General features: G+C 66.6%; 22 protein-coding genes. 8 read left to right on the plus strand and 14 right to left on the minus strand.

Annotated elements, in window-relative coordinates:
* Nucleotides 1-3 precede the first annotated feature (3 nt).
* From WI697_RS09130 to WI697_RS09145, 4 genes are read left to right on the plus strand one after another with little or no spacing between them, the layout of a single operon-like run.
* Nucleotides 4-1578, plus strand: a complete 1575-nt coding sequence (locus WI697_RS09130; protein WP_345958232.1) for a GumC domain-containing protein — start codon at nucleotides 4-6, stop codon at nucleotides 1576-1578.
* Nucleotides 1569-2342 carry a polysaccharide biosynthesis/export family protein gene (locus WI697_RS09135; protein ID WP_296709788.1) on the plus strand — a complete coding sequence of 258 codons (774 nt, stop codon included), beginning with the start codon at nucleotides 1569-1571 and terminating at the stop codon, nucleotides 2340-2342. Before WI697_RS09130 ends, WI697_RS09135 begins: the two co-directional genes overlap by 10 nt.
* A 19-nt stretch (nucleotides 2343-2361) precedes the next feature.
* On the plus strand, nucleotides 2362-3156 hold the full coding sequence (locus WI697_RS09140; RefSeq protein WP_345958233.1) for a WecB/TagA/CpsF family glycosyltransferase: 795 nt from the start codon (nucleotides 2362-2364) through the stop codon (nucleotides 3154-3156).
* A gap of 50 nt (nucleotides 3157-3206) precedes the next feature.
* Nucleotides 3207-4589: a hypothetical protein gene (locus WI697_RS09145; protein ID WP_345958234.1), complete on the plus strand. Its 1383-nt coding sequence runs from the start codon at nucleotides 3207-3209 to the stop codon at nucleotides 4587-4589.
* A 6-nt stretch (nucleotides 4590-4595) separates the two neighbouring features.
* On the opposite strand, the gene ureG is transcribed toward WI697_RS09145, so the two are convergent.
* The 12 genes from ureG to urtA form a co-directional block, all read right to left on the minus strand.
* A complete protein-coding gene (gene ureG / locus WI697_RS09150) occupies nucleotides 4596-5312 on the minus strand; it encodes an urease accessory protein UreG (RefSeq protein WP_345958235.1) in 717 nt (238 codons plus the stop codon).
* Complete coding sequence (locus tag WI697_RS09155) at nucleotides 5309-6064, minus strand: urease accessory protein UreF (protein WP_082828619.1); 756 nt, start codon at nucleotides 6062-6064, stop codon at nucleotides 5309-5311. The genes ureG and WI697_RS09155 overlap by 4 nt, the downstream gene beginning before the upstream one ends.
* A 7-nt stretch (nucleotides 6065-6071) precedes the next feature.
* On the minus strand, nucleotides 6072-6917 hold the full coding sequence (locus tag WI697_RS09160) for an urease accessory protein UreE (protein WP_296709800.1): 846 nt from the start codon (nucleotides 6915-6917) through the stop codon (nucleotides 6072-6074).
* A gap of 111 nt (nucleotides 6918-7028) precedes the next feature.
* Nucleotides 7029-8738 (minus strand): urease subunit alpha, encoded by a 1710-nt coding sequence (locus WI697_RS09165; RefSeq protein ID WP_345958236.1) that lies wholly within the window; start codon nucleotides 8736-8738, stop codon nucleotides 7029-7031.
* A 4-nt stretch (nucleotides 8739-8742) separates the two neighbouring features.
* Nucleotides 8743-9078 carry an urease subunit beta gene (locus WI697_RS09170; RefSeq protein ID WP_062765377.1) on the minus strand — a complete coding sequence of 112 codons (336 nt, stop codon included), beginning with the start codon at nucleotides 9076-9078 and terminating at the stop codon, nucleotides 8743-8745.
* 73 nt (nucleotides 9079-9151) lie between these two features.
* On the minus strand, nucleotides 9152-9454 hold the full coding sequence (locus tag WI697_RS09175; protein ID WP_014745245.1) for an urease subunit gamma: 303 nt from the start codon (nucleotides 9452-9454) through the stop codon (nucleotides 9152-9154).
* A gap of 70 nt (nucleotides 9455-9524) precedes the next feature.
* Nucleotides 9525-10481: an urease accessory protein UreD gene (locus WI697_RS09180; RefSeq protein ID WP_345958237.1), complete on the minus strand. Its 957-nt coding sequence runs from the start codon at nucleotides 10479-10481 to the stop codon at nucleotides 9525-9527.
* A gap of 18 nt (nucleotides 10482-10499) precedes the next feature.
* Entirely contained in the window at nucleotides 10500-11195 is a 696-nt protein-coding gene (urtE, locus tag WI697_RS09185) for an urea ABC transporter ATP-binding subunit UrtE (RefSeq protein ID WP_062764944.1), read from the minus strand.
* Between the two features lie 15 nt (nucleotides 11196-11210).
* Entirely contained in the window at nucleotides 11211-12014 is an 804-nt protein-coding gene (gene urtD / locus WI697_RS09190) for an urea ABC transporter ATP-binding protein UrtD (protein WP_156503207.1), read from the minus strand.
* A complete protein-coding gene (gene urtC, locus WI697_RS09195; RefSeq protein ID WP_062765374.1) occupies nucleotides 12011-13096 on the minus strand; it encodes an urea ABC transporter permease subunit UrtC in 1086 nt (361 codons plus the stop codon). The genes urtD and urtC overlap by 4 nt, the downstream gene beginning before the upstream one ends.
* 121 nt (nucleotides 13097-13217) lie before the next feature.
* Entirely contained in the window at nucleotides 13218-14957 is a 1740-nt protein-coding gene (gene urtB, locus WI697_RS09200) for an urea ABC transporter permease subunit UrtB (RefSeq protein ID WP_345958238.1), read from the minus strand.
* Between the two features lie 272 nt (nucleotides 14958-15229).
* Nucleotides 15230-16501: an urea ABC transporter substrate-binding protein gene (gene urtA / locus WI697_RS09205; RefSeq protein ID WP_014745239.1), complete on the minus strand. Its 1272-nt coding sequence runs from the start codon at nucleotides 16499-16501 to the stop codon at nucleotides 15230-15232.
* Nucleotides 16502-16883: 382 nt separating this feature from the next.
* Here urtA and WI697_RS09210 point away from each other — a divergent pair, with 382 nt between their 5' ends.
* Nucleotides 16884-17270, plus strand: coding sequence for an FtsB family cell division protein (locus tag WI697_RS09210; protein WP_345958239.1), 387 nt, complete (start codon nucleotides 16884-16886; stop codon nucleotides 17268-17270).
* Nucleotides 17271-17373: 103 nt separating this feature from the next.
* Nucleotides 17374-18354, plus strand: coding sequence for a hypothetical protein (locus WI697_RS09215; protein WP_345958240.1), 981 nt, complete (start codon nucleotides 17374-17376; stop codon nucleotides 18352-18354).
* Here WI697_RS09215 and WI697_RS09220 read toward each other — a convergent pair.
* Complete coding sequence (locus tag WI697_RS09220; protein ID WP_345958241.1) at nucleotides 18258-18728, minus strand: helix-turn-helix domain-containing protein; 471 nt, start codon at nucleotides 18726-18728, stop codon at nucleotides 18258-18260. The two genes, WI697_RS09215 and WI697_RS09220, sit on opposite strands and share 97 nt — an antisense overlap.
* Nucleotides 18728-19531 (minus strand): enoyl-CoA hydratase/isomerase family protein, encoded by an 804-nt coding sequence (locus WI697_RS09225; protein WP_345958242.1) that lies wholly within the window; start codon nucleotides 19529-19531, stop codon nucleotides 18728-18730. The genes WI697_RS09220 and WI697_RS09225 overlap by 1 nt, the downstream gene beginning before the upstream one ends.
* 134 nt (nucleotides 19532-19665) lie before the next feature.
* On the opposite strand from WI697_RS09225, the gene WI697_RS09230 reads away from it, so the two are divergent.
* Both WI697_RS09230 and pdhA read left to right on the plus strand, forming a co-directional pair.
* Nucleotides 19666-20559 carry a LysR family transcriptional regulator gene (locus tag WI697_RS09230; RefSeq protein ID WP_345958243.1) on the plus strand — a complete coding sequence of 298 codons (894 nt, stop codon included), beginning with the start codon at nucleotides 19666-19668 and terminating at the stop codon, nucleotides 20557-20559.
* Between the two features lie 154 nt (nucleotides 20560-20713).
* Nucleotides 20714-21736 carry a pyruvate dehydrogenase (acetyl-transferring) E1 component subunit alpha gene (gene pdhA, locus WI697_RS09235; RefSeq protein WP_014745234.1) on the plus strand — a complete coding sequence of 341 codons (1023 nt, stop codon included), beginning with the start codon at nucleotides 20714-20716 and terminating at the stop codon, nucleotides 21734-21736.
* Nucleotides 21737-21803: the final 67 nt, after the last annotated feature.

The raw sequence follows: 21803 nt of genomic DNA on the forward strand, positions 1-21803 counted from the left end.
GACGTGCTGCGCGATCTGGCGCGACACGGCTCCATCTATGCCAATCCGCGATCGCCCTTCCTGGAACAGGAAGCCGAAAAGTTTCGCCTGCAGATCGACCAGCTGCAGCGAAACCTGGCCGATGCCAAGGCGAAGTATAAGGTCCTTAATCTGGAGCAGGAGATCCTTCTGGCGGTGAACCAGGAGGACAGCATCATTCAACGCAGGCGCCATGTGATGGAGCGGCGCGAAGCGCTGCGCATCGAGGTGGCGAATGCGCAGGAGCGGCTGGCCAAGCTTCCGGAACGGGTGTTCGACTTCACGGAGCGGACGAACCGGACCGACAATTACGAGGCGCGAAACGCCCGTATCAAGCTGCAGCTTGAACGGGACCAGTTGCGGGCGCGCTATCAGGACAACCATCCGCGCCTGCAGGAGATCGAGCGCCAGATCAAGACGCTGGAACAGTTTCAGGAGAAGGAACGGCCGGTCTATTTTGCCGACCGGACCGTTCGCAATCCCGCCATCGCGTTCCTGACCAACCATCTGATCCAGATTCAGCTGGAAGAGGAGGCGACGGCTCGTCAGCTGGAAGAGCTGGAGCGTCAGCGTGAGGTTGCGCGCATGCGCATCGCGGAACTGCGCGAGGGCGAGCAGGTGATCGGCGACCTCACGCGCAGCCTGGACGTGGTCGACAAGCTTTATCGGCAGGCGCGGGAACGCGCTGAAACGGCCGGCCTGGAAGAGGCAGCTGCCGACGAACGGGCGTCGAATGTGCGCGTGGTCGAATATGCTGATGCGCCTGCACGCGGAAGCAGCCAGGCGGCCAATCTGGTGGCGGCCGGTCTGTTCGGCGGCCTGCTTCTTGCCGCCGTTGCGGGGCTGGCGGCGGCCTGGAACCGCCGGGTATATCTCCTGCCGCTGGAGGTGGAGCGCGGGCTTGGGCTGCCGGTTCTCGCGACCTTCAACGAGGCCGGCGGCTTCGTGGGCGGTGGCGCCCAGGAGCAGATGATCTATTTCGTCGGGCGTCTGCTTGCGGGCCGTGAAGACGGCCAGTCGCTCAGATCGATTCAGGTCGTCTCCTCCGGTGAAACCGAAAACCGGGAGGGGTTCTCCAGGGCGCTGGCCACCGAACTGGCCGAAGGTCATGGCCGTCGGACGCTTCTGGTCGATCTCGATCGCGACGGCAATGGTCAGGCCGGCGCATTGCGCGCCGGGGATGCTGTTGAGCTGGGTGTCGACGGTATCCGGGCGGCGCCGACACGGATCCCCCGCCTTGACGTGACCGTGGATGCGGCGGGGTCGACCCTGGGGCGCATGCGTACCGAAGTGGGGGAGCTGGGCTCGCTGATCGAAGGACTTGCCGGCCGCTACGACTTCGTCGTTGTCGATGCGCCGGCGACCCGGAACAGTTTCGTTGCCTTGCGGCTTGCTCCCGTCGTCGACGGCTCCATCCTTGTCGTACGTGCCGAACACACCCGCGCGCCGGTGGCCGGCAACACGCGCGATCAGATTCTGGATGCCGGCGGCGATATGCTTGGAGCTGTGGTGACCGGCCGCCGATTCCACATTCCGAGGGCGATCTATCGATGGCTGTGATGCGGATCGCAAGGAACTGGGGGCGGCTTCTGGCTGCCATGGGGCTGATGCTGATGCTTGGCGCCTGCGAGACCGGCCAGGCCATTCGTCCGGTCGCGGCGGACTCGCCCCTCGCCTCCGGCACCTATAATCCGATCGCCTTCGCCGACTGGACCGACGAATTGCCGCCCTATCGCATTGGCGAAGGGGACAAGCTCAAGGTCGGATTCTGGCGGACGCCGGAGTTCGATGAAGAGGTGACGGTCCGGCCCGACGGCTATATCTCGCTCAAATCTGCCGGCGAGGTTCTGGTGGCGGACCTGACCCCGGCCCAGGCCTCCGAGCGTGTGGCCGGCCAGTCGACGCGGATCCTGAGGGATCCGGACGTGAATGTCGCCGTCGACGACGCCATTTCCGCCCGGGTCTATGTCGGCGGCGACGTCCGTGCGCCGGGGGTGTATCGCATCGTCGGTCGCATCGGTGTTGCCGAGGCCCTGACTCTGGCGGGTGGCATCACGCCCAATGGCCGGATGAACGAGATCGTGCTGATCCGACGGGATCCACAGGATCGACCGATGATGCGCACCGTGGATCTGCGTGGGCTTCTGGAAGGCCGGTTGATCGACATTCCGATCGTGCAGGGCGACATCATCTTCGTCCCGCGCAGCCGGATTGCAGAGGTCAATCTGTGGGTCGCGCAGTTCATCGAGGGTGTCGTGCCGTTCCAGCGGGTCTTCCAGTATTCGATCACCCGCAACGACACGACGAAGAACACGCCGTTCTAGCGCAGGGAGGCACGACCGGATGACCGCCGAGACCGCCTCCACGCCGGCCGCGGTGCCGCGGATCGACTTTCTCGGACTGGAGATCAGCGATCTAGACTGCGACCCGGCCGCAGCCGTGATCGCCGCGCGGGATCCTGCTGCCGGTTTCGCCTATGTGGTCACGCCGAACGCCCAGCACATGGTCCGGCTGGCGCGTGGTGCGCCGGCGTTCCAGCACGCCTATGAGGGCGCCTGGCTGGTGTTGTCCGATGGCAATGTGGTCCGCCGCTTTTCGCGCCTGGTGCTGGGACAGGCACTGCCCCACGCCTCGGGAGCGGATGTGACCAGCCGCCTGTTTAACCATCATGTCCGTCCGGATGATGCCATCATGGTGGTGGGTGGCGACGATCGGCTCATGACGGCGTTGCGCAGCCAGTTCGGTCTGACCAACCTTCATCAGCATGTGCCGCCGATGGGGTTCATCCGCGATCCGGCGGCGGTGGAGGCTGCGGTGACGGCGGTCCGGTCCCGGCCGGCGCGCTATGTCTTCATTGCCGTCGGGTCACCGCAATCCGAGCTGCTTGCACGGCAGATCGCGGATGCGGGCGGGGCGACCGGAACCGGGTTGTGCATCGGATCCTCTCTCCTCTTCGTCACCGGGCTGGTTCGCCGTGCGCCGGCCATCGTCCGCAAGCTCGGCCTTGAAGGCGGCTGGCGGCTGATGCTGTCGCCGGTAGGCCATTTCCGCCGGGTGTTTCACGAGAGCCTGCCCATCCTCGGCATCATCATCCGCGCGCGATTTGGTGGCCGCGGCATTCTGCAGCGACCGTCGTGAGAACCGGCGGCGGAAAGAAAGCGGTTCTGTCGCGCCGTCGCGGCCGGGTCGTGGCACCCGGCCCCGCTGTCGATGCGGCTATCTCCGCCGATCTGGCAGAGAGGGTCCTTGCGACCTCCGGGGGGGCGGACCGGTCGACCGGGCGGCTCGAGATCCTGCTGCTCGTCGCCGCATTGCCGATGTTCGGGCAGGTCTTCCACTACATCATCGACGCGGGGCCGTTCTATTATCTCTCCAAGGCCTGGCCGTTTCTGACCCTGCCACTGGCACTCCACGGCGCCTTCCGGCTGAGCGGACGTCATCATCCGCTCTATGCCATCGTGCTCGGCTATGTCATCGGGATCACCCCGGCCCTGTCGATGCTCTGGCTGGGCAATGCCTTTATCGACGCGTTCGGCACGACGATCAAAGTCTGGCCGATCACCTATTATTTCAGCGTGCTCTCGACGCTGGCACTGCTGCGTCCGTCGCCGGATCTGCTGCGCCGGATCCTTCTGTCTTTCGGTGTGGCGACCTTCCTGCTGATGTGGCTGCTCTGGTTGATCGTGCCCCGCACGCACTATGCGGTGGATGCCACACAGAGCAAGCTGTTCATGTACGAACTGGAGCGCGGCTACCGCATCTACATGCCGATGGTCTTCGGCGTGCTCTCGCTGCTTTATCTCGTCCGACGGATGAGCGTCTCTCCGCGGCTGCTCTATGTGGCGCTGTATCTGGCCGGGCTGATGACGATGGTGCTCATCTTCAAGCAGCGGATCAGCATTCTGGCTCTGCTGCTGATCAGCGCCTGGGTGCTCTACCGCAATCTGCCCAAGCTGCCCCGATCGCTGGTGACGCTGGGGCTCGGGATCGGTGTGCTGGTCTTGGCGATCACGGTTCTGATCCCGGCGGTCGAGGCCGTGGAGAAGAGCCTCGGCAACTCGCTCTCGATCCGGGCCCGGTCGCTGTCCCTGGCATTCGACTACATGCTGGCGGATGTCTGGCGCTGGCTCTTCGGCGTGGGGTCGATCACCCGCTTCAGCGCGGTGACCCTTTTCGACCTCTTCGGCACCAATCACTTCTATCTGGCGGATATCGGCTGGGTCGGCATCGTCTTTGAATATGGCGTGGTCGGGGCGCTGCTGATCTTCGGTCTTTATGTCGCGGGGTTGCGCGACGCCTATGGCCGGCGGGCGCGGGCGCCCGAGCGGCAGCTCGCCGACCCGCGTGCCGAAGCCATGGCAGCGGCTCTCGGCGATTATGTGCTGTTCCTGCTGGCGGCGAGCGCCGTCTATTCGGCCGTCTTCACGCCGGGGGAACTCGCGACGGTGACGGCTCTTCTCGTCTATCTGCGGGGGTTCTGGTCGACCCAGGCTGCAATGGGGCCGCGCACGACGCACCAGCCGGACGAGCATGTCCCGGTGCCCGGCCGTGGTGGCGTCGTCCGGCTCTGATCCGTATCAGGCGGCGGCCTCGGCTCTGGCCGCGGCGACATCCAGCGGTGCCGCAGACGACACGCCCAGACGATCATCCAGCCCGCCCAGGTCCAGCAGTCGGGCGATCAGGGCGTCGACGCCGGCGCCACTCTTCATATTGGTGAACAGGAAGGGGCGGCGGCCGCGCATGCGGGTGGCATCCCGCTCCATGATCCCGAGATCGGCGCCGACCAGGGGGGCCAGATCGACCTTGTTGATCACCAGCAGATCCGATCGGGTGATGCCGGGGCCGCCCTTGCGCGGGATCTTCTCGCCCGCCGCCACATCGATCACATAGACCGTGATATCGGCAAGCTCGGGCGAGAAGGTCGCCGACAGATTGTCGCCGCCGCTTTCGACGAAGATGAGCTCCAGATCGGGGAAGCGGGTGCTCATCTCCGCCACGGCGGCGAGATTGATCGACGCATCCTCGCGGATCGCAGTATGCGGGCAGCCGCCGGTCTCCACTCCCATGATCCGCTCTGATGCCAGCGCACCGGCCCGCGTCAGGATCTGCGCGTCTTCCTGGGTGTAGATGTCGTTGGTGATCGCCGCGATGCGATAGCTGTCGCGCAGCCTGCGGCAGAGCACTTCGAGAAGGGCGGTCTTGCCCGAGCCGACGGGGCCGCCGACACCGATGCGCAAGGGCCTGGAACTGCGCTCAGGGGTGAGCGGGATGGGCGCGGGGGAGAGTGTGGTCATGAGCGGAACAGCCTGGAATAGAGGGTTTCGTGTCGAAGGGCGGCAATGTCGGCAAGAATGGCAGCCCCGCCGGGAGCGGCCTCCGGCCTGGCGCGGGCGGCGGTGGCCACGGCACCGATCACAGGCCCCAGCGCCGCCAGCACCCGCTGGCCATCGGTCTGCCCCAGCGGCACCAGCCGGACGCCCGCTGAGACGAGATTGGCGGCAAAGGCGTGGACAAGGGCTTCGATCAGCATGTCTTCGGGCAGGCCGGCCCATCCGCCACAGGCGCCTGCGGCAACCGGCAGGGTGACGGGAACCTCCACCGCGTCGAGCTGCGCCGCCAGGTCCGCGGCTTTGCCGAGCGCCCAGCCGCGCGCAACCGCATCGAGGAACGACCGCCCCTGCTGGCGTGCCTCCAAGGCGCGTTCGCCGGCGGGGACCAGGGCGGATGAGACGATGGCGGTTTCCACAAGGCCGGCCATATCGCCGGCACGGGCCTGGCGGGCGGCGCGCACGGCGAAACCGGCATCCGTCCGCCCGGCCCCGAAGCGCAGGACGCCGTCGATCCAGGCGGCGAGCGTTTCTGCCGTGCCGACCGTGCCGTCTTCGACCGCCTGTTCCAGCCCGTGACTGTAGCTGAAGGCACCGATGGGGAAGCTGGGGCTGGTCCAGGCGAGCAGCTGGTGGAGGCCCTGCGCATCGGTCGAGACCGCACAAGCTGCGGGTCCGTCGGTCCATCCGTAGAGCAGGGCCTGTCCTTCGGCGGTCATGGCGGGATCAGTGGTGATGGCCGTGATCGGCATAGGCACCGGGTTCAGGCTCGAAGGCATCTGCCGCCGGCAGAACACGCAGCCCCAGCGCGGCGGCGATCCGGCGGACCAGCGGTTCATCCGAGGCCCGGATCCGCCAGCCGTCCACCACCTGCACCGGCCGATGCCGGTTGCCGATCTGCCAGGCCGCACGGGCGGTGTCGGCACCGGTGCCGCCGACCAGATCGACCGCGGCGCTCGCCTTCATGGCATGGCCGTGATCGTGATGCCCGTGATCGTGATGCCCATGGCTATGACCGTGCTCGTCCCCCGCCGCGATGCCGGCGGCCCCCAGGATCGGTTCCGGATCGAAGGGGGCGACGGTCTCCGTCAGATGCGCCCCCAGCCGGCCGAGCAGGTCGCGGGCAACCAGATCGCGGGAAATGCGCAGCCGCGGCGTGACAATATGGGTGGTAACGGCCAGCGGCACATGCCGGTTGCCCAGATGCCAGGCGATGCGGACGAGATCCCGCCGATCCGCGGTTTCGGCTTCGATCACCGCTTCGGGCGCCGCCCGGACCACCACATGGCCACCCTGGTCCAGCATCAGCCGGTCACCATCGGCCAGCCTGACCGCCTCGCGCAGATCCAGCAGGAAGGACCGGCCGTCATCGGTGGCAAGCCGGATCCGCCGGCGATGGCGGTCGGCATGCGGCAGGGTGATCGTGCCCCAGGCGGCATCCGGGCCCAGAACCGGCAAAGCAGCGGTCACCACCTGCACGGCCCTGGGCATGACCGACTGAGGGGCTTCGGGAACCAGGGGCGTGATTTTCTCGACGGCGGCGGCCGTGGCGGAAAGCTGGGTCATCTTCATGGGAACCGGTCTCCTGCGTGGCGACGCGATGCGGCTGTCGCATGCGGATCGTGCATCGGGACGGGGGGGTTGATCGGTGATCTTTCGGTGTGCCTCCCTGGAAAAGCTGTGTCAGAAGAGGAAGTAGCGCTGGGCGAGCGGCAGAACCTCGGCCGGCTCGCAGGTCAGCACCTCGCCATCGGCGCGGACTTCATAGGTTTCGGGGTCGATCTCGATCACCGGGCAGGCGTCGTTGAGCGCCATCTGCGCCTTGGTGACCGTTCGGGTTCCACGCACGGCTGCAAGCCGCCGGCCGCCCGCCATCGCCTCAAGACGGCCGGAGGCGAGGGCGGCCCCAGAGACGAAGGTGAGGCAGGATGCCGTCCGCGCGGCCCCCATCGCCCCGAACATCGGCCGGTAGATCACCGGCTGCGGCGTCGGGATGGAGGCATTGGGATCCCCCATCGCCGCATAGGCGATGCTGCCGGATTTGAGCACGATGTCCGGCTTCACGCCGAAGAACATCGGCTTCCAGAGCACCAGATCCGCCAGCTTGCCGACCTCGACCGAGCCCACTTCGGCATCGATCCCGTGTGCACGGGCGGGATTGATCGTATATTTGGCGACATAGCGACGGGCACGCAGATTGTCGTTGTCGCCGGTCTCACCCGGCAGGCGGCCGCGCTGCCGGCGCATCTTGTCGGCGGTCTGCCAGGTCCGGATGATCACTTCGCCCACCCGGCCCATGGCCTGGCTGTCGGACGAGATCATCGAGATGGCCCCCAGATCATTGAGGATGTCTTCCGCCGCGATGGTCTCGCGCCGGATGCGGCTTTCGGCGAAAGCGACGTCTTCCGGAATCGACGGGTCGAGGTGGTGGCACACCATCAGCATGTCGAGATGCTCGTCGATGGTGTTCACCGTATAGGGGCGGGTGGGATTGGTGGAAGAGGGCAGCACATTGGCGAGCCCCGCCACCTTCATGATGTCGGGCGCGTGGCCGCCGCCGGCGCCTTCGGTGTGATAGGCATGGATGGTGCGGCCGGCGAAGGCGGCAATGGTCCGTTCCACGAAGCCGCTCTCGTTGAGCGTGTCGGTGTGGATGGCCACCTGCACGTCTATCAGGTCGGCAACGGTCAGGCAGGTGTCGATGGCCTTGGGCGTGGTGCCCCAGTCCTCGTGAAGCTTCAGGCCGCAGGCGCCGCCTTCGATCTGCTCCATCAGGCTTTCGGGCCGGCTGGCATTGCCCTTGCCCAGAAAGCCGACATTGACCGGCAGGTCGGCCGCCGCCTGGATCATGCGCATCATGTGCCAGGGGCCGGGGGTGACGGTGGTCGCGAAGGTGCCTTCCGCAGGCCCCGTGCCGCCGCCGATCATGGTGGTCACGCCGCTCGCGATGGCATCGATCGCCTGCTGGGGGGCGATGAAATGGATATGGGCATCGATGCCGCCGGCGGTCAGGATCCGTCCCTCGCCGGCGATGATCTCGGTGCCGGGGCCGATGACGATGTCGACGCCGGGCTGGATGTCGGGGTTGCCGGCCTTGCCGATCGCGGCGATGCGGCCGCTGCGCAGCGCGACATCCGCCTTGATGATGCCGGTATGGTCCAGAATGAGGGCGTTGGTGATGACGGTGTCGGCAGCACCATCGGCGCGGGTGCGCTGTGACTGACCCATGCCGTCCCGGATCACCTTGCCGCCGCCGAACTTGACCTCCTCGCCATAGATGGTGCGGTCTTCCTCGACCTCGATCACCAGTTCGGTGTCGGCCAGACGCACCCGGTCGCCAACGGTCGGTCCGTAGGTGGCGGCATAGGAAACGCGATCGATCTCGTATGCCATGGGTTCAACCCTCCCCGCCCTTGGGCGCCGCGGCGCCGAGTGCGCCCGACACCTTGCCGTCGAAGCCATGCACCACCCGGTCGCCCTGATACGCGACCAGGCGCACGCTGCGGGTCTGGCCGGGTTCGAACCGGACGGCCGAGCCGGCGGGGATGTCGAGCCGCATGCCCCAGGCAGCGGCACGGTCGAATGCGAGGCCGGTATTGGTCTCGTAGAAATGATAGTGCGAGCCGACCTGGACCGGCCGGTCGCCGGTGTTCGCGACCTCGATCTCTATGGTCGGGCGGCCGGCATTCAGGGTGATCACCCCGGCGGCGGGGATGATCGCGCCCGGCGCCAGGCCTTCGGCGTCGGGAGAGAACGGCGTATCCGCGGCAGCGCGGGGCGGGGTGGTGTCGGTCATCCTGGCCCCCTCAGCGGATCGGGTTGTGGACGGTGACCAGTTTGGTCCCGTCGGGGAAGGTCGCTTCGACCTGGATCTGTTCGATCATCTCGGGGATGCCCGGCATCACCTCGTCGCGGGTGAGCACCCGGCCGCCCGCCGCCATCAGATCGGCGACGCTGCGGCCGTCGCGGGCGCCTTCGACCACGACATCGGTGATCAGGGCAATCGCTTCCGGATAGTTGAGCTTCACGCCGCGGGCACGGCGCTTTCGCGCCACTTCGGCCGCCATGGCGATCAGCAGTTTTTCCGTCTCCCGAGGGCTCAGATGCATGCGGCGGACGCTCCCTGGCCGTTCCCTGTATCGTTGTTCAACCTGTCGCCTCTGGCGGGCGGATTTCAGTTCAGCCGCGACGGATGCGCGGCAAACGCGGTGGATGATGAAGAAGTTCCGACCGCGCCACCACCCACAGCCGGTCGAAAACCCGCTTCAGACGGGCGGCATCGCTCCCCGCCATCCGCACCACCAGACACCCGTCGACGAGACCGACCCCGACGATGGGACGGGTGAGGGCATCCGGATCCGCAGCGGACCCTGTCACATTTGATGCATGTTTCGTGCCGAAAGCCGGCTCCGGCCCCTCGGCGGCTTCCAGTTCCTGCCGCAACCGGTCGCGGAGCGCCTGGCCTGCGGCCTCTCCCGGGCTGCCGATTCCGCAGAATCCTGCGATTGCGGTCATGCCGCCCAGTGCGGAGGGGCTGGCGATGGCGGCGGCGAAATCCTCTTCCGCCAGGTCGAAGGCATCGGCGAGCACAAGCCTCCCTGCACGCTCGATTGCCCAGGCATCGCGCAATCGTGCTCTGAGGACGCTCTCGCCATGGGCAGTCCGCCCGAGCACGAGCATCTCGCCGATGAGGGCGCGGGAGGTCTGATCGGCAAGCACCAGCCGGGTGCGTCGCTCGAAACGCGCCTGATCGTAGATGATCGTTTCCTGGGGCAGCCACTCGAAGCGGGCGCCGCTGCCCACCCGGAACAGATTGTCGACGGTCGAAACCGGGCCGGTGGTGCGATAGACCCGCTCTGCCGCCTGCGGCATCAGCAGCAGCCGGGCCCCGTCCTCGACCGTCACGTCCAGCCCCAGCCGGTCGCCGCCCACGATACCGCCCGAGGTGCTGGTGACCACCACCATCGGCGGCTCGCCGGGTTCTGCATGGGGGAAGAGCGCCCGATAGGGCACCTGCTGGACAAGGTCGCGCAGACCGCGCCTGGCAGTGGGGGCGGGGCCCATCACCAGGGTCAGACGGCCGTGATCAAGGGCGGCACGCCGGGCACGGGCCGCATCGTCTTTGGGAATCTGCACCTTCGGGGGCTACCGGTATCAGACGGTGAGGTGGCGACGGATGTCGTCGTCGAGGGCTGCCCCGTCTCCGGCGGCGATCACCTCACCGCGATCCAGCACGATGAAACGATCCGCAAGCTCCTGGGCAAAATCGAAATACTGCTCAACAAGGACCACCGCAAGCCCCCGTTCCCGGGCAAGCAGCCGGATCACCCGGCCGATATCCTTGATGATCGAGGGCTGGATGCCCTCGGTCGGCTCGTCCAGGACCAGCAGCTTGGGGGCGGTAACGAGCGCCCTGCCGATGGCGAGCTGCTGCTGCTGGCCGCCGGACAGGTCGCCACCCCGGCGGCCGAGCATGGATTTGAGCACGGGGAAGAGCGCGAAGATGTCGTCCGGAATTTTCCGCTCCAGCTTGCGCGGCCGGGCGGCGAGGCCGGTGCGCAGGTTCTCTTCCACCGTCAGCAGCGGAAACACCTCGCGGCCCTGGGGCACGAAGCCGATGCCGGACCGGGCCCGGTCATAGGGCGCGCGGCCGGCAAGATCGGCGCCATCCAGCCTGATGCTGCCGCCCGAGGGCTTCAGATGGCCGGTGATCGCGCGCATCAGCGTGGTCTTGCCGACACCGTTGCGGCCGAGCACGCAGGTGACCTCGCCGGCGCGGGCCTCGATCGAGACGCCCTTGAGCGCCTGGGCCGAACCGTAATGCACGTCCAGCGCATGAACGTCGAGCATGGGGGCAAGCCTCCGTCAGCGGCCGAGATAGACGTCCACGACCCGCTGGTCTGCCTGGACATGGTCGAGAGAGCCTTCGGCGAGCACCGAGCCTTCGTGCAGCACGGTCACCTTGCAGTCCAGATCGCGCACGAAGCCCATATCGTGCTCGACCACGATAACCGCATGAGACTGCGCCAGGCGCTTCAGCAGCACGGCGGTCTGCGAGGTTTCGGCATCGGTCATACCGGCTGCCGGTTCGTCGACCAGCAGCACCCGCGGCTGCTGCATCAGCAGCATGCCGATTTCCAGCCACTGCTTCTGGCCGTGGCTGAGACGGCCGGCGGGTTCATGGGCGCGGTGGGCGAGGGCGATGTCTTCGAGAACCGCCTCGATCCGCGCGGCCTTGTCGGCGGTGCGCCGGAATTTGAGAGCCGCGAAGGGGCTGCGATCGCCGGCAAGCGCAAGTTCCAGATTGTCGACCACGGTATGGGTCTCGAAGACGCTGGGCTTCTGGAATTTGCGGCCGATGCCGAGGGTGGCGATGCGCGCCTCGTCGAGCTTCGTGAGATCGATCGAGCCGTCGAGAAGGACCTTGCCCTTGTCCGGCCGGGTCTTGCCGGTCATCACGTCCATCATCGTGGTCTTGCCGGCGCCGTTGGGGCCGATCACGGCGCGAAGCTCGCCGTGATCGACCACCAGCGACAGCTCGTTCAGGGCCCGGAAGCCGTCGAAGCTGACGGTCACGCCGTCGAGATAGAGGGCACTGCCCCGGGGGCTGCGGGCACCGTCGGGCGCGGTGCCGGTATCTGCCAGCAGGTCGGCGGTATGCACGGTCATCCGCGGTCCTCCGTGGCGGCGGGGGGAACGGCCTCGCGGCGGCGGCCGAAGGTGGGGAAGGCCGGCAGCCGGCCGACCAGCCCCTTGGGCAGGAACAGCGTCACCGCGATGAACAGCGCCCCCAGGGCGAAGAGCCAGAATTCAGGCAGGGCGCCGGTGAACCAGGTTTTGGCCCAGTTGACCGCGATGCCGCCGAGGGCGGCGCCCCAAAGCGTGCCGCGGCCGCCGACCGCCACCCAGATCACGGCTTCGATCGAGTTGGCGGGAGCGAACTCGCCCGGATTGATGATGCCGACCTGCGGCACATAGAGCGCACCGGCAATGCCGGCCAGCATGGCCGAGAGCACGAAGACGAAGAGCTTGTAGTGCTCCACCCGATAGCCCAGGAAGCGCACCCGGCTTTCGGCGTCGCGGATCGAGACCAGCACCTTGCCGAGCTTCGAGGTCACCACGATGCGCGAGAGCGCATAGGCGCCGACCAGGGCGATGGCGGTGGCGGAATAAAGCGCCACCCGCATTTCGGGTGCCTGCAGGCTGTAGCCGAACAGGTCCTTGAAGTCCGTGAGACCGTTATTGCCGCCGAACCCCATGTCGTTGCGGAAGAAGGCGAGCAGCAGGGCGTAGGTCATGGCCTGGGTGATGATCGACAGATAGACGCCGGTCACCCGCGACCGGAAGCACAGCCAGCCGAGCACGAAGGCGAGCAGGCCGGGCACGACCAGTGCCATCAGAATGGCAAACCAGGCCATGTCGAAGCCATGCCAGTACCAGGGCAGCTCCTGCCAGTTCAGGAAGACCATGAAGTCGGGCAGAACCGGGTTGCCATAGACGCCGCGCGGGCCGATCTCGCGCATCAGATGCATGCCCATGGCATAGCCGCCCAGGGCGAAGAAGGCGCCGTGGCCCAGGCTGAGGATGCCGCAATAGCCCCAGACCAGATCGAGGGCGAGGGCAAGCAGCGCATAGCAGAGATACTTGCCGAAGAGCGACACCATGTAAGACGGGATCGCCAGCGGATGCTCTGCCGGCAGCACCAGCGCCGAGATCGGCATCAGCACGGCGGAGGCCGCGATCAGCCCCATGAAGATCAGCCCGCCACGATCGCCGAGCAGGGCCAGGAGGATCGGCCGGCGCGGGCCGCGTGCCAGGCCGCGCGGGGCCTGGCGGGGAGCGGCGGCGGGTTCGGTGGTCGATGCCATGGGATCAGGCCTCCACCGCGCGGCCCTTGAGCGCGAACAGTCCGCGCGGCCGCTTCTGGATGAACAGGATGATGGCGATCAGCACCAGGATCTTGGCGAGCACGGCTCCGGCGAAGGGTTCCAGCAGCTTGTTCACCACACCCAGGGCGAAACCGCCGATCAGCGTGCCCCAGAGCGTGCCGACACCGCCGAACACCACCACCATGAAGCTGTCGATGATGTAGCCCTGGCCGAGATTGGGGCTGACATTGTCGATCTGGCTGAGCGCCACACCGGCAATGCCGGCGATCCCTGAGCCGAGGGCGAAGGTGAGGGCGTCGATCCGGCCGGTCCGGATGCCCATGGACGATGCCATGGCCCGGTTCTGCGTGACGGCGCGGACATGCAGGCCGAGGGGCGTCTTGCGCAGAAGCAGTGCCACGCCGCCGACCACGACCAGGGAGAAGGCCAGGATCCAGAGCCGGTTATAGGTCAGCGTGATGCCGCCGGCGATCTCGAAGGCGCCGCTCATCCAGTCGGGGCTGGAGACTTCGCGATTGGTCGGCCCGAAGATGGAGCGCACGGCCTGCTGAATGATCAGGCTGAGCCCCCAGGTCGCGAGCAGGGTTTCGAGCGGCCGGCCATAGAGCCAGCGGATCACGCTGCGCTCGATCGCGAAACCAGCGGCCCCCGAGACCAGAAAGGCTGCGGGCAGAGCGATCAACAGCGATACCGGCATCAGGGCCGGCGCCGCGGCCGCGATGCCCTGCTGGACCAGATAGGTCGTATAGGCGCCGAGCATCACCATCTCGCCATGGGCCATGTTGATCACGCCCATCACGCCGAAGGTGATGGCAAGACCGACGGCGGCAAGGACGAGAACCGATCCGAGGCTCAACCCCTGATAGACATTGCCGACGAGCGCCCACATTTCGAGCTTGGCTTCGACGGCGGCCAGCGCATCGATCGCCGCACCCTTCACCGCCTGGGCGGCATCCGGGGACAGCCCTTCCGGTGTACCGTCTGCGATCCGGCCGAGCAGGCTGCGGACCTGCGGGTCGGCATAGTCGCCCAGGGTTTCGATCGCCTGGAGGCGTTCCTCCGGGTTCTCGGCATAGAATGCCTGCACGGCGGCCAGCGCCTTGGTCAGTGCGTCGCGGGCGCGGCTGTCGGTCTCGGTCTCGATCACCTGGGTGAGCAGTGGCAGTGCCGCCGCATCCGGCGACTTGATCAGGCCGTCGGCCGCAGCAATGCGCCGTTCCGGCCGTTTTGCCCTGAGATCGATCAGGCCCATCGCGGCGCGGGCCTCGACCCGCACCCGGTTGTTGACGCGGATGCGCTCGACCTGGCCGCGTTCGGCCTTGCCGAGATCCTCGCCGGTCACCGGATCACGCATGTCGGCATCGTTGCCGCGGCCTTCCAGGATCACCAGACCGCCATCGTTCAGGCGGCCGAGATTACCGGACTGGAGGGCATCGATCGCCCGGGCGGCACGGGCATCGCCCGTGGCGGCCAGGGCGCGAATCAGTGCCAGCGCGCCGTCGAAGCCACTGCCTTCGGTGGCGAGTGCGGCGCGCAGCTGTGCATCCTCTTCCGCGGTCGGTGCGGCATCGGTCGTCTGGGCGACGGCCACGCCTGCGGGAGAAAAGGTGGATGGGCCGGTGGCGAACGGCAGGATCAGCAGCACCGCGGCCAGCGCGAGGGCGCGCAGCAGCGTGGCGGGGCCGCCGGCAGGCCGGCGGGGAGAAATCGCTTGTCCGGGCATCGGGCTCGTCTTCTGCGACCGCGTGCGGAGCCGCCGGTAAAGCTGACCGGCCGATCCGGGGCGGCAAGGGCAGGGTGGGGCTTCGGCAGTCGTGATGCCTTGGGCGGCGGGAGAGCGTACCGCGGCCACAGGCAGACAGCCGAAGCCCCGTCCTCCGCGATCGGGCGGCACGGGCCGCCGTCCGATCGGTGAAGACTTTCCGTGAAGATGCTGCTGCGCCAGGCCAAGCCGGGGTTGGCCCGGCCCGGCGCAGCCGCCGTGATGTCAGCGCATCACTTGTACTTCGGCGTCTCGCAGTTGCCGCAGACCCAGGGATAGGTCCAGTCGGCGGTCAGTTTGGCGCTTTCCGGGATGTAGTCGGACCAGGCATCGCCGACGATCGGACCATCGGTCTTCCACACGGTCGAGAACTGGCCATCCCCCTGGATCTCGCCGATCAGCACCGGCTTCGAGAGGTGGTGGTTGACGTTCATGACCGCGGTGGTGCCGGTCAGCGACGGCACTTTCTGGCCGTACATGGCCTGGCGCACGGCATCGACGTCGGTGGTACCGGCCTGCAGCACCGCCTGGCTCCACATCTTGAAGCCGATATAGGTCGCTTCCATCGGGTCGTTGACGACGCGCTTGTCGTCCTTGATGAAGGCGTGCCACTTCTTGATGAAATCGGCGTTCTCGGGCGTGTCGACCGACATGAAGTAGTTCCAGGCGGCCAGATGGCCGACCAGCGGACCGGTGTCGAGGCCGGCCAGTTCTTCCTCGCCCACCGAGAAGGCGACGACCGGAATGTCGGCGGCATCGATGCCCTGGTTGGCCAGTTCTTTGTAGAACGGCACGTTGGCATCGCCGTTGATGGTGGAGACCACGGCGGTCTTCTTGCCGGCGCTGGCGAACTTCTTCACGTCAGAGACGATGGTCTGCCAGTCGCTGTGGCCGAAGGGCGTATAGCTCTCCATGATGTCGTCATCCGAGACACCCTTGGAGTGCAGGAAAGCCCGCAGGATCTTGTTGGTCGTGCGCGGATAGACATAGTCGGTGCCGAGCAGAACCCAGCGTTTGGCCGCTCCACCATCCTCGCTCATCAGGTATTCGACGGCCGGGATGGCCTGCTGGTTGGGGGCGGCACCGGTGTAGAAGACGTTACGCGAGCTTTCCTCACCCTCGTACTGCACGGGGTAGAACAGAAGCCCGTCCAGCTCTTCGAATACCGGCAGCACGGATTTGCGCGAGACCGAGGTCCAGCAGCCGAAGACGACGTCGACCTTGTCCTTCTCGATCAGTTCGCGGGCCTTTTCGGCGAACAGCGGCCAGTTCGACGCCGGATCGACGACGACCGCTTCAAGCGGACGGCCGAGCAGGCCGCCGCTCTTGTTCACCTCGTCCACCAGCATCAGCACGGTGTCCTTAAGGGTGGTCTCGCTGATCGCCATGGTGCCGGACAGCGAGTGCAGAACGCCCACCTTGATGGGTTCTGCGGCAGTGGCGGCGCTGACGGCGGCTGCGGCGAGAATGGCGCCGCTGGCGATGGTGCGGACGATGAGTTTCATTGACGGCCTCCGGTAGGGCGCGTTGTTCCGATCCATGAGCCAGAGCAGCAAGAAGCGGACCAAACATGCTTGGGTAGGAAGACGCCGGGCTGCAGTCCGCAGGTCTCCGCGGTTCTCTCCGGGGAAGATTACGTAGAAGGCGACAGGCGCGCAGGTGTCCGAACGGTGTCGGGCTCGCTTAAAAAACCGTCAGATGACATGGCATGGTTAAAATTTAGCCATATTTGTGACGGCCCATGGAATGAGCCGGCGCGGCGACCGCGCCACAGGCGCCATGACAAATATCGGACGGGCCGGCCTGCGCCGCGAAGGCTGATTGACGCCGTGACAACTGCGTGATTCCATGCACCCCATGTCGATGCAAAGGGATATAACGCGCCGCTTGCGCCAGATCGCGCCCCAGATTTTCTGGGGGTGCCTGGTCAGCTATTTTGCGTTCCACGCGGTTCAGGGTGACCGCGGGGTCGTGGCCTGGCTGCAGATGCGCCAGCAGCTGGCGGCACTTGACCATCAGCTCGACGACGCCCGGGCGGAACGGCAGCGGCTGGAGAAGCAGGTGGCCCTCATGCGCGCAGAGAGCCTGGATCCCGATATGCTGGACGAGCAGGTCCGCCGGGTGCTCGGTTACACCGATGCGCGGGATCGCGTTGAATTCTACGACGCAGCCGCACCCGTCACGCCCGAGGCGTCGAGTGAACGGCCGGCTCCGGGCGCCGCGGAGTCTGGGGCCCCCAGCGTTCTGGACGTTCTGCCCGAGACGCCCCGCTGATCCCCGGGTCAATGCCATCATGTGACGACCCGGTGATTGGAGACCTCTGCGTTTTGCGGTAGGCTTTCCATCAGGGGTTCACAGGCGTGGAGCGGCTGCCGTGATGATTTACTTCTCCACCGCCACCCAGGGCCGGGCCATGATTTCGGGCCCGCTGGCGGATGCGGTTCAGACCCTGTTGAACCGGAAAGGGGCGCGCCTGGTTGTCGACGGCCGGTTCGGCCCAGCGAGCGCCCGGGCCATGAATGACTGGCAGACGGGAAACGGTTTTCCCGCCTCCGCCACCTTTCTCGAGGATGAGTGGCAGTCCCTCTCGACGCTGGGGCCACTCACCGCCTTCGACCGGGTGTTGAATCCAACCGTCGCCTTCGAGGGCACCTATTTTACCGGTGCGGTGGGGGCCTTCGATTCGGGCGGGCTTACCTGGGGCATTCTGGGCTTCACCCTGTCCTCAGGGGCGCTGCAGCAGCTGTTCTCGGATATCGAGACCAGGGCCCCCGGGCTGATTGCCGGCATCTTCGGGGCTGAATACGATCAGATGATGCAGGCCCTGCCGCTCCGCGGCCAGGCTGCGGTCGACTGGGCGAAGACGATTTCGACAGGGGCCAACAACACCCAATTGATTGATCCATGGGCGGCCCATTTCTCCGCGCTTGGCAATCAGGGGGCGGCCAAATCGGTTCAGATGGACCATGCCTTCGCGACCTGGTTCGGTCGGGCGGTCGGCTATCTCAACCGCTATATGCCGGGGCGGCAGGTCTCTCTGCTCGACATCGCCTTCTGGTTCGATGTGGCGGTGCAGACCGGTGTGAGCAGTGCGGTTTCGGCCGATCTGCTGGCGGTCGATACGGCCGGGCTCGACAATGCCGGCTGCCGGGCAGCCTTTGCGCAGGTCATCGCCAACCACGCCGCCGCCCAGTGGCGGAACGACGTGCTGAGCCGCAAGATGACCTTTGCCACCGGTCGGGGCACGGTCCATGGGGCGGTTTATGACCTTGCAGACTGGGGGATCACCGATGAGGTGGTGCCGACGCCCGACGCGGAGACCCGGCCGGTGTTGTCGGCAATGTTCGCCGCCAGCTGATTATCGCTCCCTGCGCGAATGGCGGCGGCCAGTGCGGCGACTGCCTTCAGATATTGCGCGCGGGCTGGCGAGCTTTCGGGCAGCGTGGAAAGCGCTGCCTGCAGGGCCATCACTTCGCGATCATCCGTGGCGGCGGCCTGTCGGGGGGACTCGATGTCGAGAAGATGGCTTGCGGTGGTGTTCAGCAACCGTGCAAGCGCCGGAATCGCTGCGGCTGGCACACGATTGACGCCGCGCTCGTATTTCTGGACCTGCTGAAAGGTGATCTCCAGAACATTGGCGACGTCGCTCTGACTGAAGCCGCGCAGCCGGCGCAGTCGCTTGATCTTCTGGCCGAGTATCACGTCGGCCTGACTGACGAGCCTGCCTGCCATCAGCGCTCTCCATCCTGCCGGGAAGAGGTCTTGTCGAGAAAGCGGGCGAGCCTGGGCCCGGCCTCGCCAAAATCGCCAAGGCTCGAATAGCCGTAGAGGGTTTCCAATCTGAGGGCATCGTCGAGGGGGCGGCCGATCAGTTCCAGCACGGTCTCCTTGGCCGAGCGGACGGCGGTGCGGCCATTGGCCCGGATGCGTGCGGCCGTCTCCAGCGCTACGGTCATGAGGTCAGCGCGCGGCACCACCCGGGAGACCAGGTGCAGACGCAGGGCTTCGGCCGCGTCGACCGGCCGGCCGGTCAGGGTGAGATCGAGCGCCGTGCCGATGCCGGCGATGGCCGAAAGTCGCACGAGCCCGCCATCGCCCTGGTGCAGTCCATAGCGCAGCTCGAAGACGCCGAAGCTGGCATCCTCTGCGGCAATGCGGATGTCGCAGGCAAGAGCAAGTTCAAACCCGCCACCGATGACATGGCCGTGCAGGGCCGCCACCACCGGTTTGACCAGGCGGTGGCGGCCGCGGGTGAGCCCGCCGCCGATGCCGGTTGGCATATTGCGGCGCGGTGCCATCATGTCGGCACCCTGCCAGCGCGGAATGAAGCTCTTCAGATCAGCACCGGTACAGAAGGCCCGACCTTCACCCGAGAGCACGGCGACATCCGCCGCATCATCTGCCGCGAAGCGGTCCCAGGCGACGGCCAGGGCATCATTGAGCCGATCGTCGAGCGCGTTCAGCGCTTCGGGCCGGTTCATGGTGATCCGGGCGATGCCCTCCTCAACCATGTACAGCACCAGATCTTCGCGCATTGCCGGGATCTCCTGAACGGTGATGGCGCCTCTTACCAGGGCGTTCTCTGGCGCCATCATAGAAAGCAGCCTAAACTTAAGGAAAATGGATTATCTGGATCTTATCGATCTGAAAATTGGATGGAGGAACCGCCGTGACCCTCAGGCAATTGCGCTATCTGATTGCGGTGGTGGCGGCGGGCAGCATCACCGGCGGCGCACGCTCTCTGAACGTGTCTCAACCGGCGCTCTCGGCCGGGTTGGCGGCGCTGGAAGATGAACTCGGTACGCCACTGCTGGAGCGGCAACGCGGCGCGGTGCGGCTGACGGCTCTGGGGCGCCGGTTCCATCGGCGTGCCCTGGGCATCGTGCGCGACGCTGATCTTGCGCGTCAGGAGGTGCGACGCGGGCTGGAGCAGAGCGTGTTGACGCTGGGCGTGCTGCCGACCGTGCCGATGGGGCTGGTTCTGGGGCTGGCGGAGGCCTTGCGCCGGCATCTGCCGGCGGTGGAGCTGACCATCCGTGAAGCGCGGGAACCACGGCTTGCCGAGGCGGTGGGGCTGGGACGGATGGATGCAGCCTTGACCATCTCGGATCGTGCGGCCGATGGCTGGTGGGTGCCGGTGCGGGACGATCCACTGGCGGTGGTGTGCCCGCCCGGCCATGATTTCGCCCGGCGCGGCTCGGTGCGGGTGGCCGATCTGGACGGGGAGGCTTTCGTTTTGCGTATGCATTGCGAGCGGGGCAGGGATGCGCAGGGACTGCTCGATTCGCGTGGGATCCGGCTTCGCCCGTCGTTTGCCACGGATCAGGACGCACGAGCCTTTGCTGCAGTGCGGGCCGGGTTGGGCGTGACGATCGCTCCGCGGACGCTGGTACCGGAAGGCCTTGGTTTCGTTGCGATTGAAGATCTGGGGCTCACCCGTCGTCTGGGCTTGCAGCTGTCGGTCGGTCTTGATGAACGCTTGTTGGGCGCTCTGGTTGCTGCGCTGCGAGATGCCGAAGCCGCGCAGATGGTCATTCCAGACGCGAATGTGTCAATTAACTAAAAACAAGTTAATCATCTCTATTGCGCCGCAGCACAAGGATTTGCGGCCCGTGTTTCGCTTGCCAGCGGCGGATGTGGGGCTTAGGTTCAACTCCACCTAGGCGCTCCGGAGCCGGCTCGTGCGGCTCCCGCGCGTCACATCCGGGGAGGACCGCATGGCGACTTCGCGCCGTAAGCCCTCGGGCTCGCAGAGCAACGCGCTCGCACCCGAGAACAGCACCATCGAACAGCTGGTCCACTACTACCGAGAGATGCTCCTGATCCGGCGCTTCGAGGAGAAGGCCGGCCAGATGTACGGCATGGGCCTGATCGGCGGCTTCTGCCACCTCTATATCGGCCAGGAAGCCGTCGTGATCGGCATGCAGGGCAGCCTGGTCGACGGCGACAGCGTCGTCACCAGCTACCGCGACCACGGCCATATGCTCGCCTGCGGCATGGAAGCCCGCGGCGTGATGGCCGAACTCACCGGCCGCCGCGACGGATATTCGCGCGGCAAGGGCGGCTCGATGCATATGTTCTCGGTCGAGAAGGGCTTTTTCGGCGGCCATGGCATCGTGGCGGCCCAGGTGCCGATCGGCACCGGCCTCGGCTTCGCCCACAAGTACAAGGAAGACGGCAAGGTCGCCGTCACCTATCTGGGCGACGGCGCGGTCAATCAGGGCCAGGTGTACGAGAGCTTCAACATGGCCAGCCTCTGGCACCTGCCGGTGGTCTATGTCATCGAGAACAATCTCTACGGCATGGGCACCTCGGTGGCGCGCGCCAGCGCCGTGACCGAACTTTACCGCCGCGGCGAGAGCTTCGGCATTCCGGGTTTTGCGGTCGATGGCATGGACGTGCGGACCGTGCGCGGTGCTGCCGAATTCGCCGTCGAGCATGCCCGCAGCGGCAAGGGCCCGATCCTGCTGGAGATGAAGACCTATCGCTTCCGCGGCCATTCGATGTCCGACCCGGCCAAGTACCGGTCCAAGGACGAACTGAACCGCATGAAGGCCGAGCGCGACCCGATCGAGCTGGTCAAGAAGCTGCTGATCGACAGCGGCGAGTGGGACGAGGCGAAGCTCAAGGGCATCGACCGGGAGATCAAGGACATCGTCGTCGACGCCGCCGATTTCGCCCAGGAGAACCCCGAGCCCGATCCGTCGGAGCTGTGGACGGACGTGCTGGTCGAGAGCTGATCGAGGCTCTGCCGGCTCAAGGTTTTCACAGGAGACCGGGGCAGGGCGCGTCGGCGCCGCTCCGGTG

The sequence above is a fragment of the Tistrella mobilis genome, assembly GCF_039634785.1.
GTDB lineage: Bacteria > Pseudomonadota > Alphaproteobacteria > Tistrellales > Tistrellaceae > Tistrella > Tistrella mobilis.

Excerpts from the sequence above, each read along its gene's own strand:
- WI697_RS09165 (WP_345958236.1), bottom strand. The coding sequence starts at position 8,738 with ATGGCATACGAGATCGATCGCGTTTCCTATGCCGCCACCTACGGACCG.
- pdhA (WP_014745234.1), top strand. The coding sequence starts at position 20,714 with ATGGCGACTTCGCGCCGTAAGCCCTCGGGCTCGCAGAGCAACGCGCTC.
- WI697_RS09220 (WP_345958241.1), bottom strand. The coding sequence starts at position 18,728 with ATGGCAGGCAGGCTCGTCAGTCAGGCCGACGTGATACTCGGCCAGAAG.
- urtD (WP_156503207.1), bottom strand. The coding sequence starts at position 12,014 with ATGACCGTGCATACCGCCGACCTGCTGGCAGATACCGGCACCGCGCCC.
- WI697_RS09155 (WP_082828619.1), bottom strand. The coding sequence starts at position 6,064 with ATGACCGCCGAAGGACAGGCCCTGCTCTACGGATGGACCGACGGACCC.
- ureG (WP_345958235.1), bottom strand. The coding sequence starts at position 5,312 with ATGACCACACTCTCCCCCGCGCCCATCCCGCTCACCCCTGAGCGCAGT.
- WI697_RS09225 (WP_345958242.1), bottom strand. The coding sequence starts at position 19,531 with ATGCGCGAAGATCTGGTGCTGTACATGGTTGAGGAGGGCATCGCCCGG.
- urtA (WP_014745239.1), bottom strand. The coding sequence starts at position 16,501 with ATGAAACTCATCGTCCGCACCATCGCCAGCGGCGCCATTCTCGCCGCA.
- WI697_RS09140 (WP_345958233.1), top strand. The coding sequence starts at position 2,362 with ATGACCGCCGAGACCGCCTCCACGCCGGCCGCGGTGCCGCGGATCGAC.
- urtC (WP_062765374.1), bottom strand. The coding sequence starts at position 13,096 with ATGGGGCTGATCGCGGCCTCCGCCGTGCTGATGCCGATCTCGGCGCTG.
- WI697_RS09175 (WP_014745245.1), bottom strand. The coding sequence starts at position 9,454 with ATGCATCTGAGCCCTCGGGAGACGGAAAAACTGCTGATCGCCATGGCG.
- WI697_RS09160 (WP_296709800.1), bottom strand. The coding sequence starts at position 6,917 with ATGAAGATGACCCAGCTTTCCGCCACGGCCGCCGCCGTCGAGAAAATC.
- WI697_RS09215 (WP_345958240.1), top strand. The coding sequence starts at position 17,374 with ATGATTTACTTCTCCACCGCCACCCAGGGCCGGGCCATGATTTCGGGC.
- WI697_RS09135 (WP_296709788.1), top strand. The coding sequence starts at position 1,569 with ATGGCTGTGATGCGGATCGCAAGGAACTGGGGGCGGCTTCTGGCTGCC.
- urtB (WP_345958238.1), bottom strand. The coding sequence starts at position 14,957 with ATGCCCGGACAAGCGATTTCTCCCCGCCGGCCTGCCGGCGGCCCCGCC.
- urtE (WP_062764944.1), bottom strand. The coding sequence starts at position 11,195 with ATGCTCGACGTTCATGCGCTGGACGTGCATTACGGTTCGGCCCAGGCG.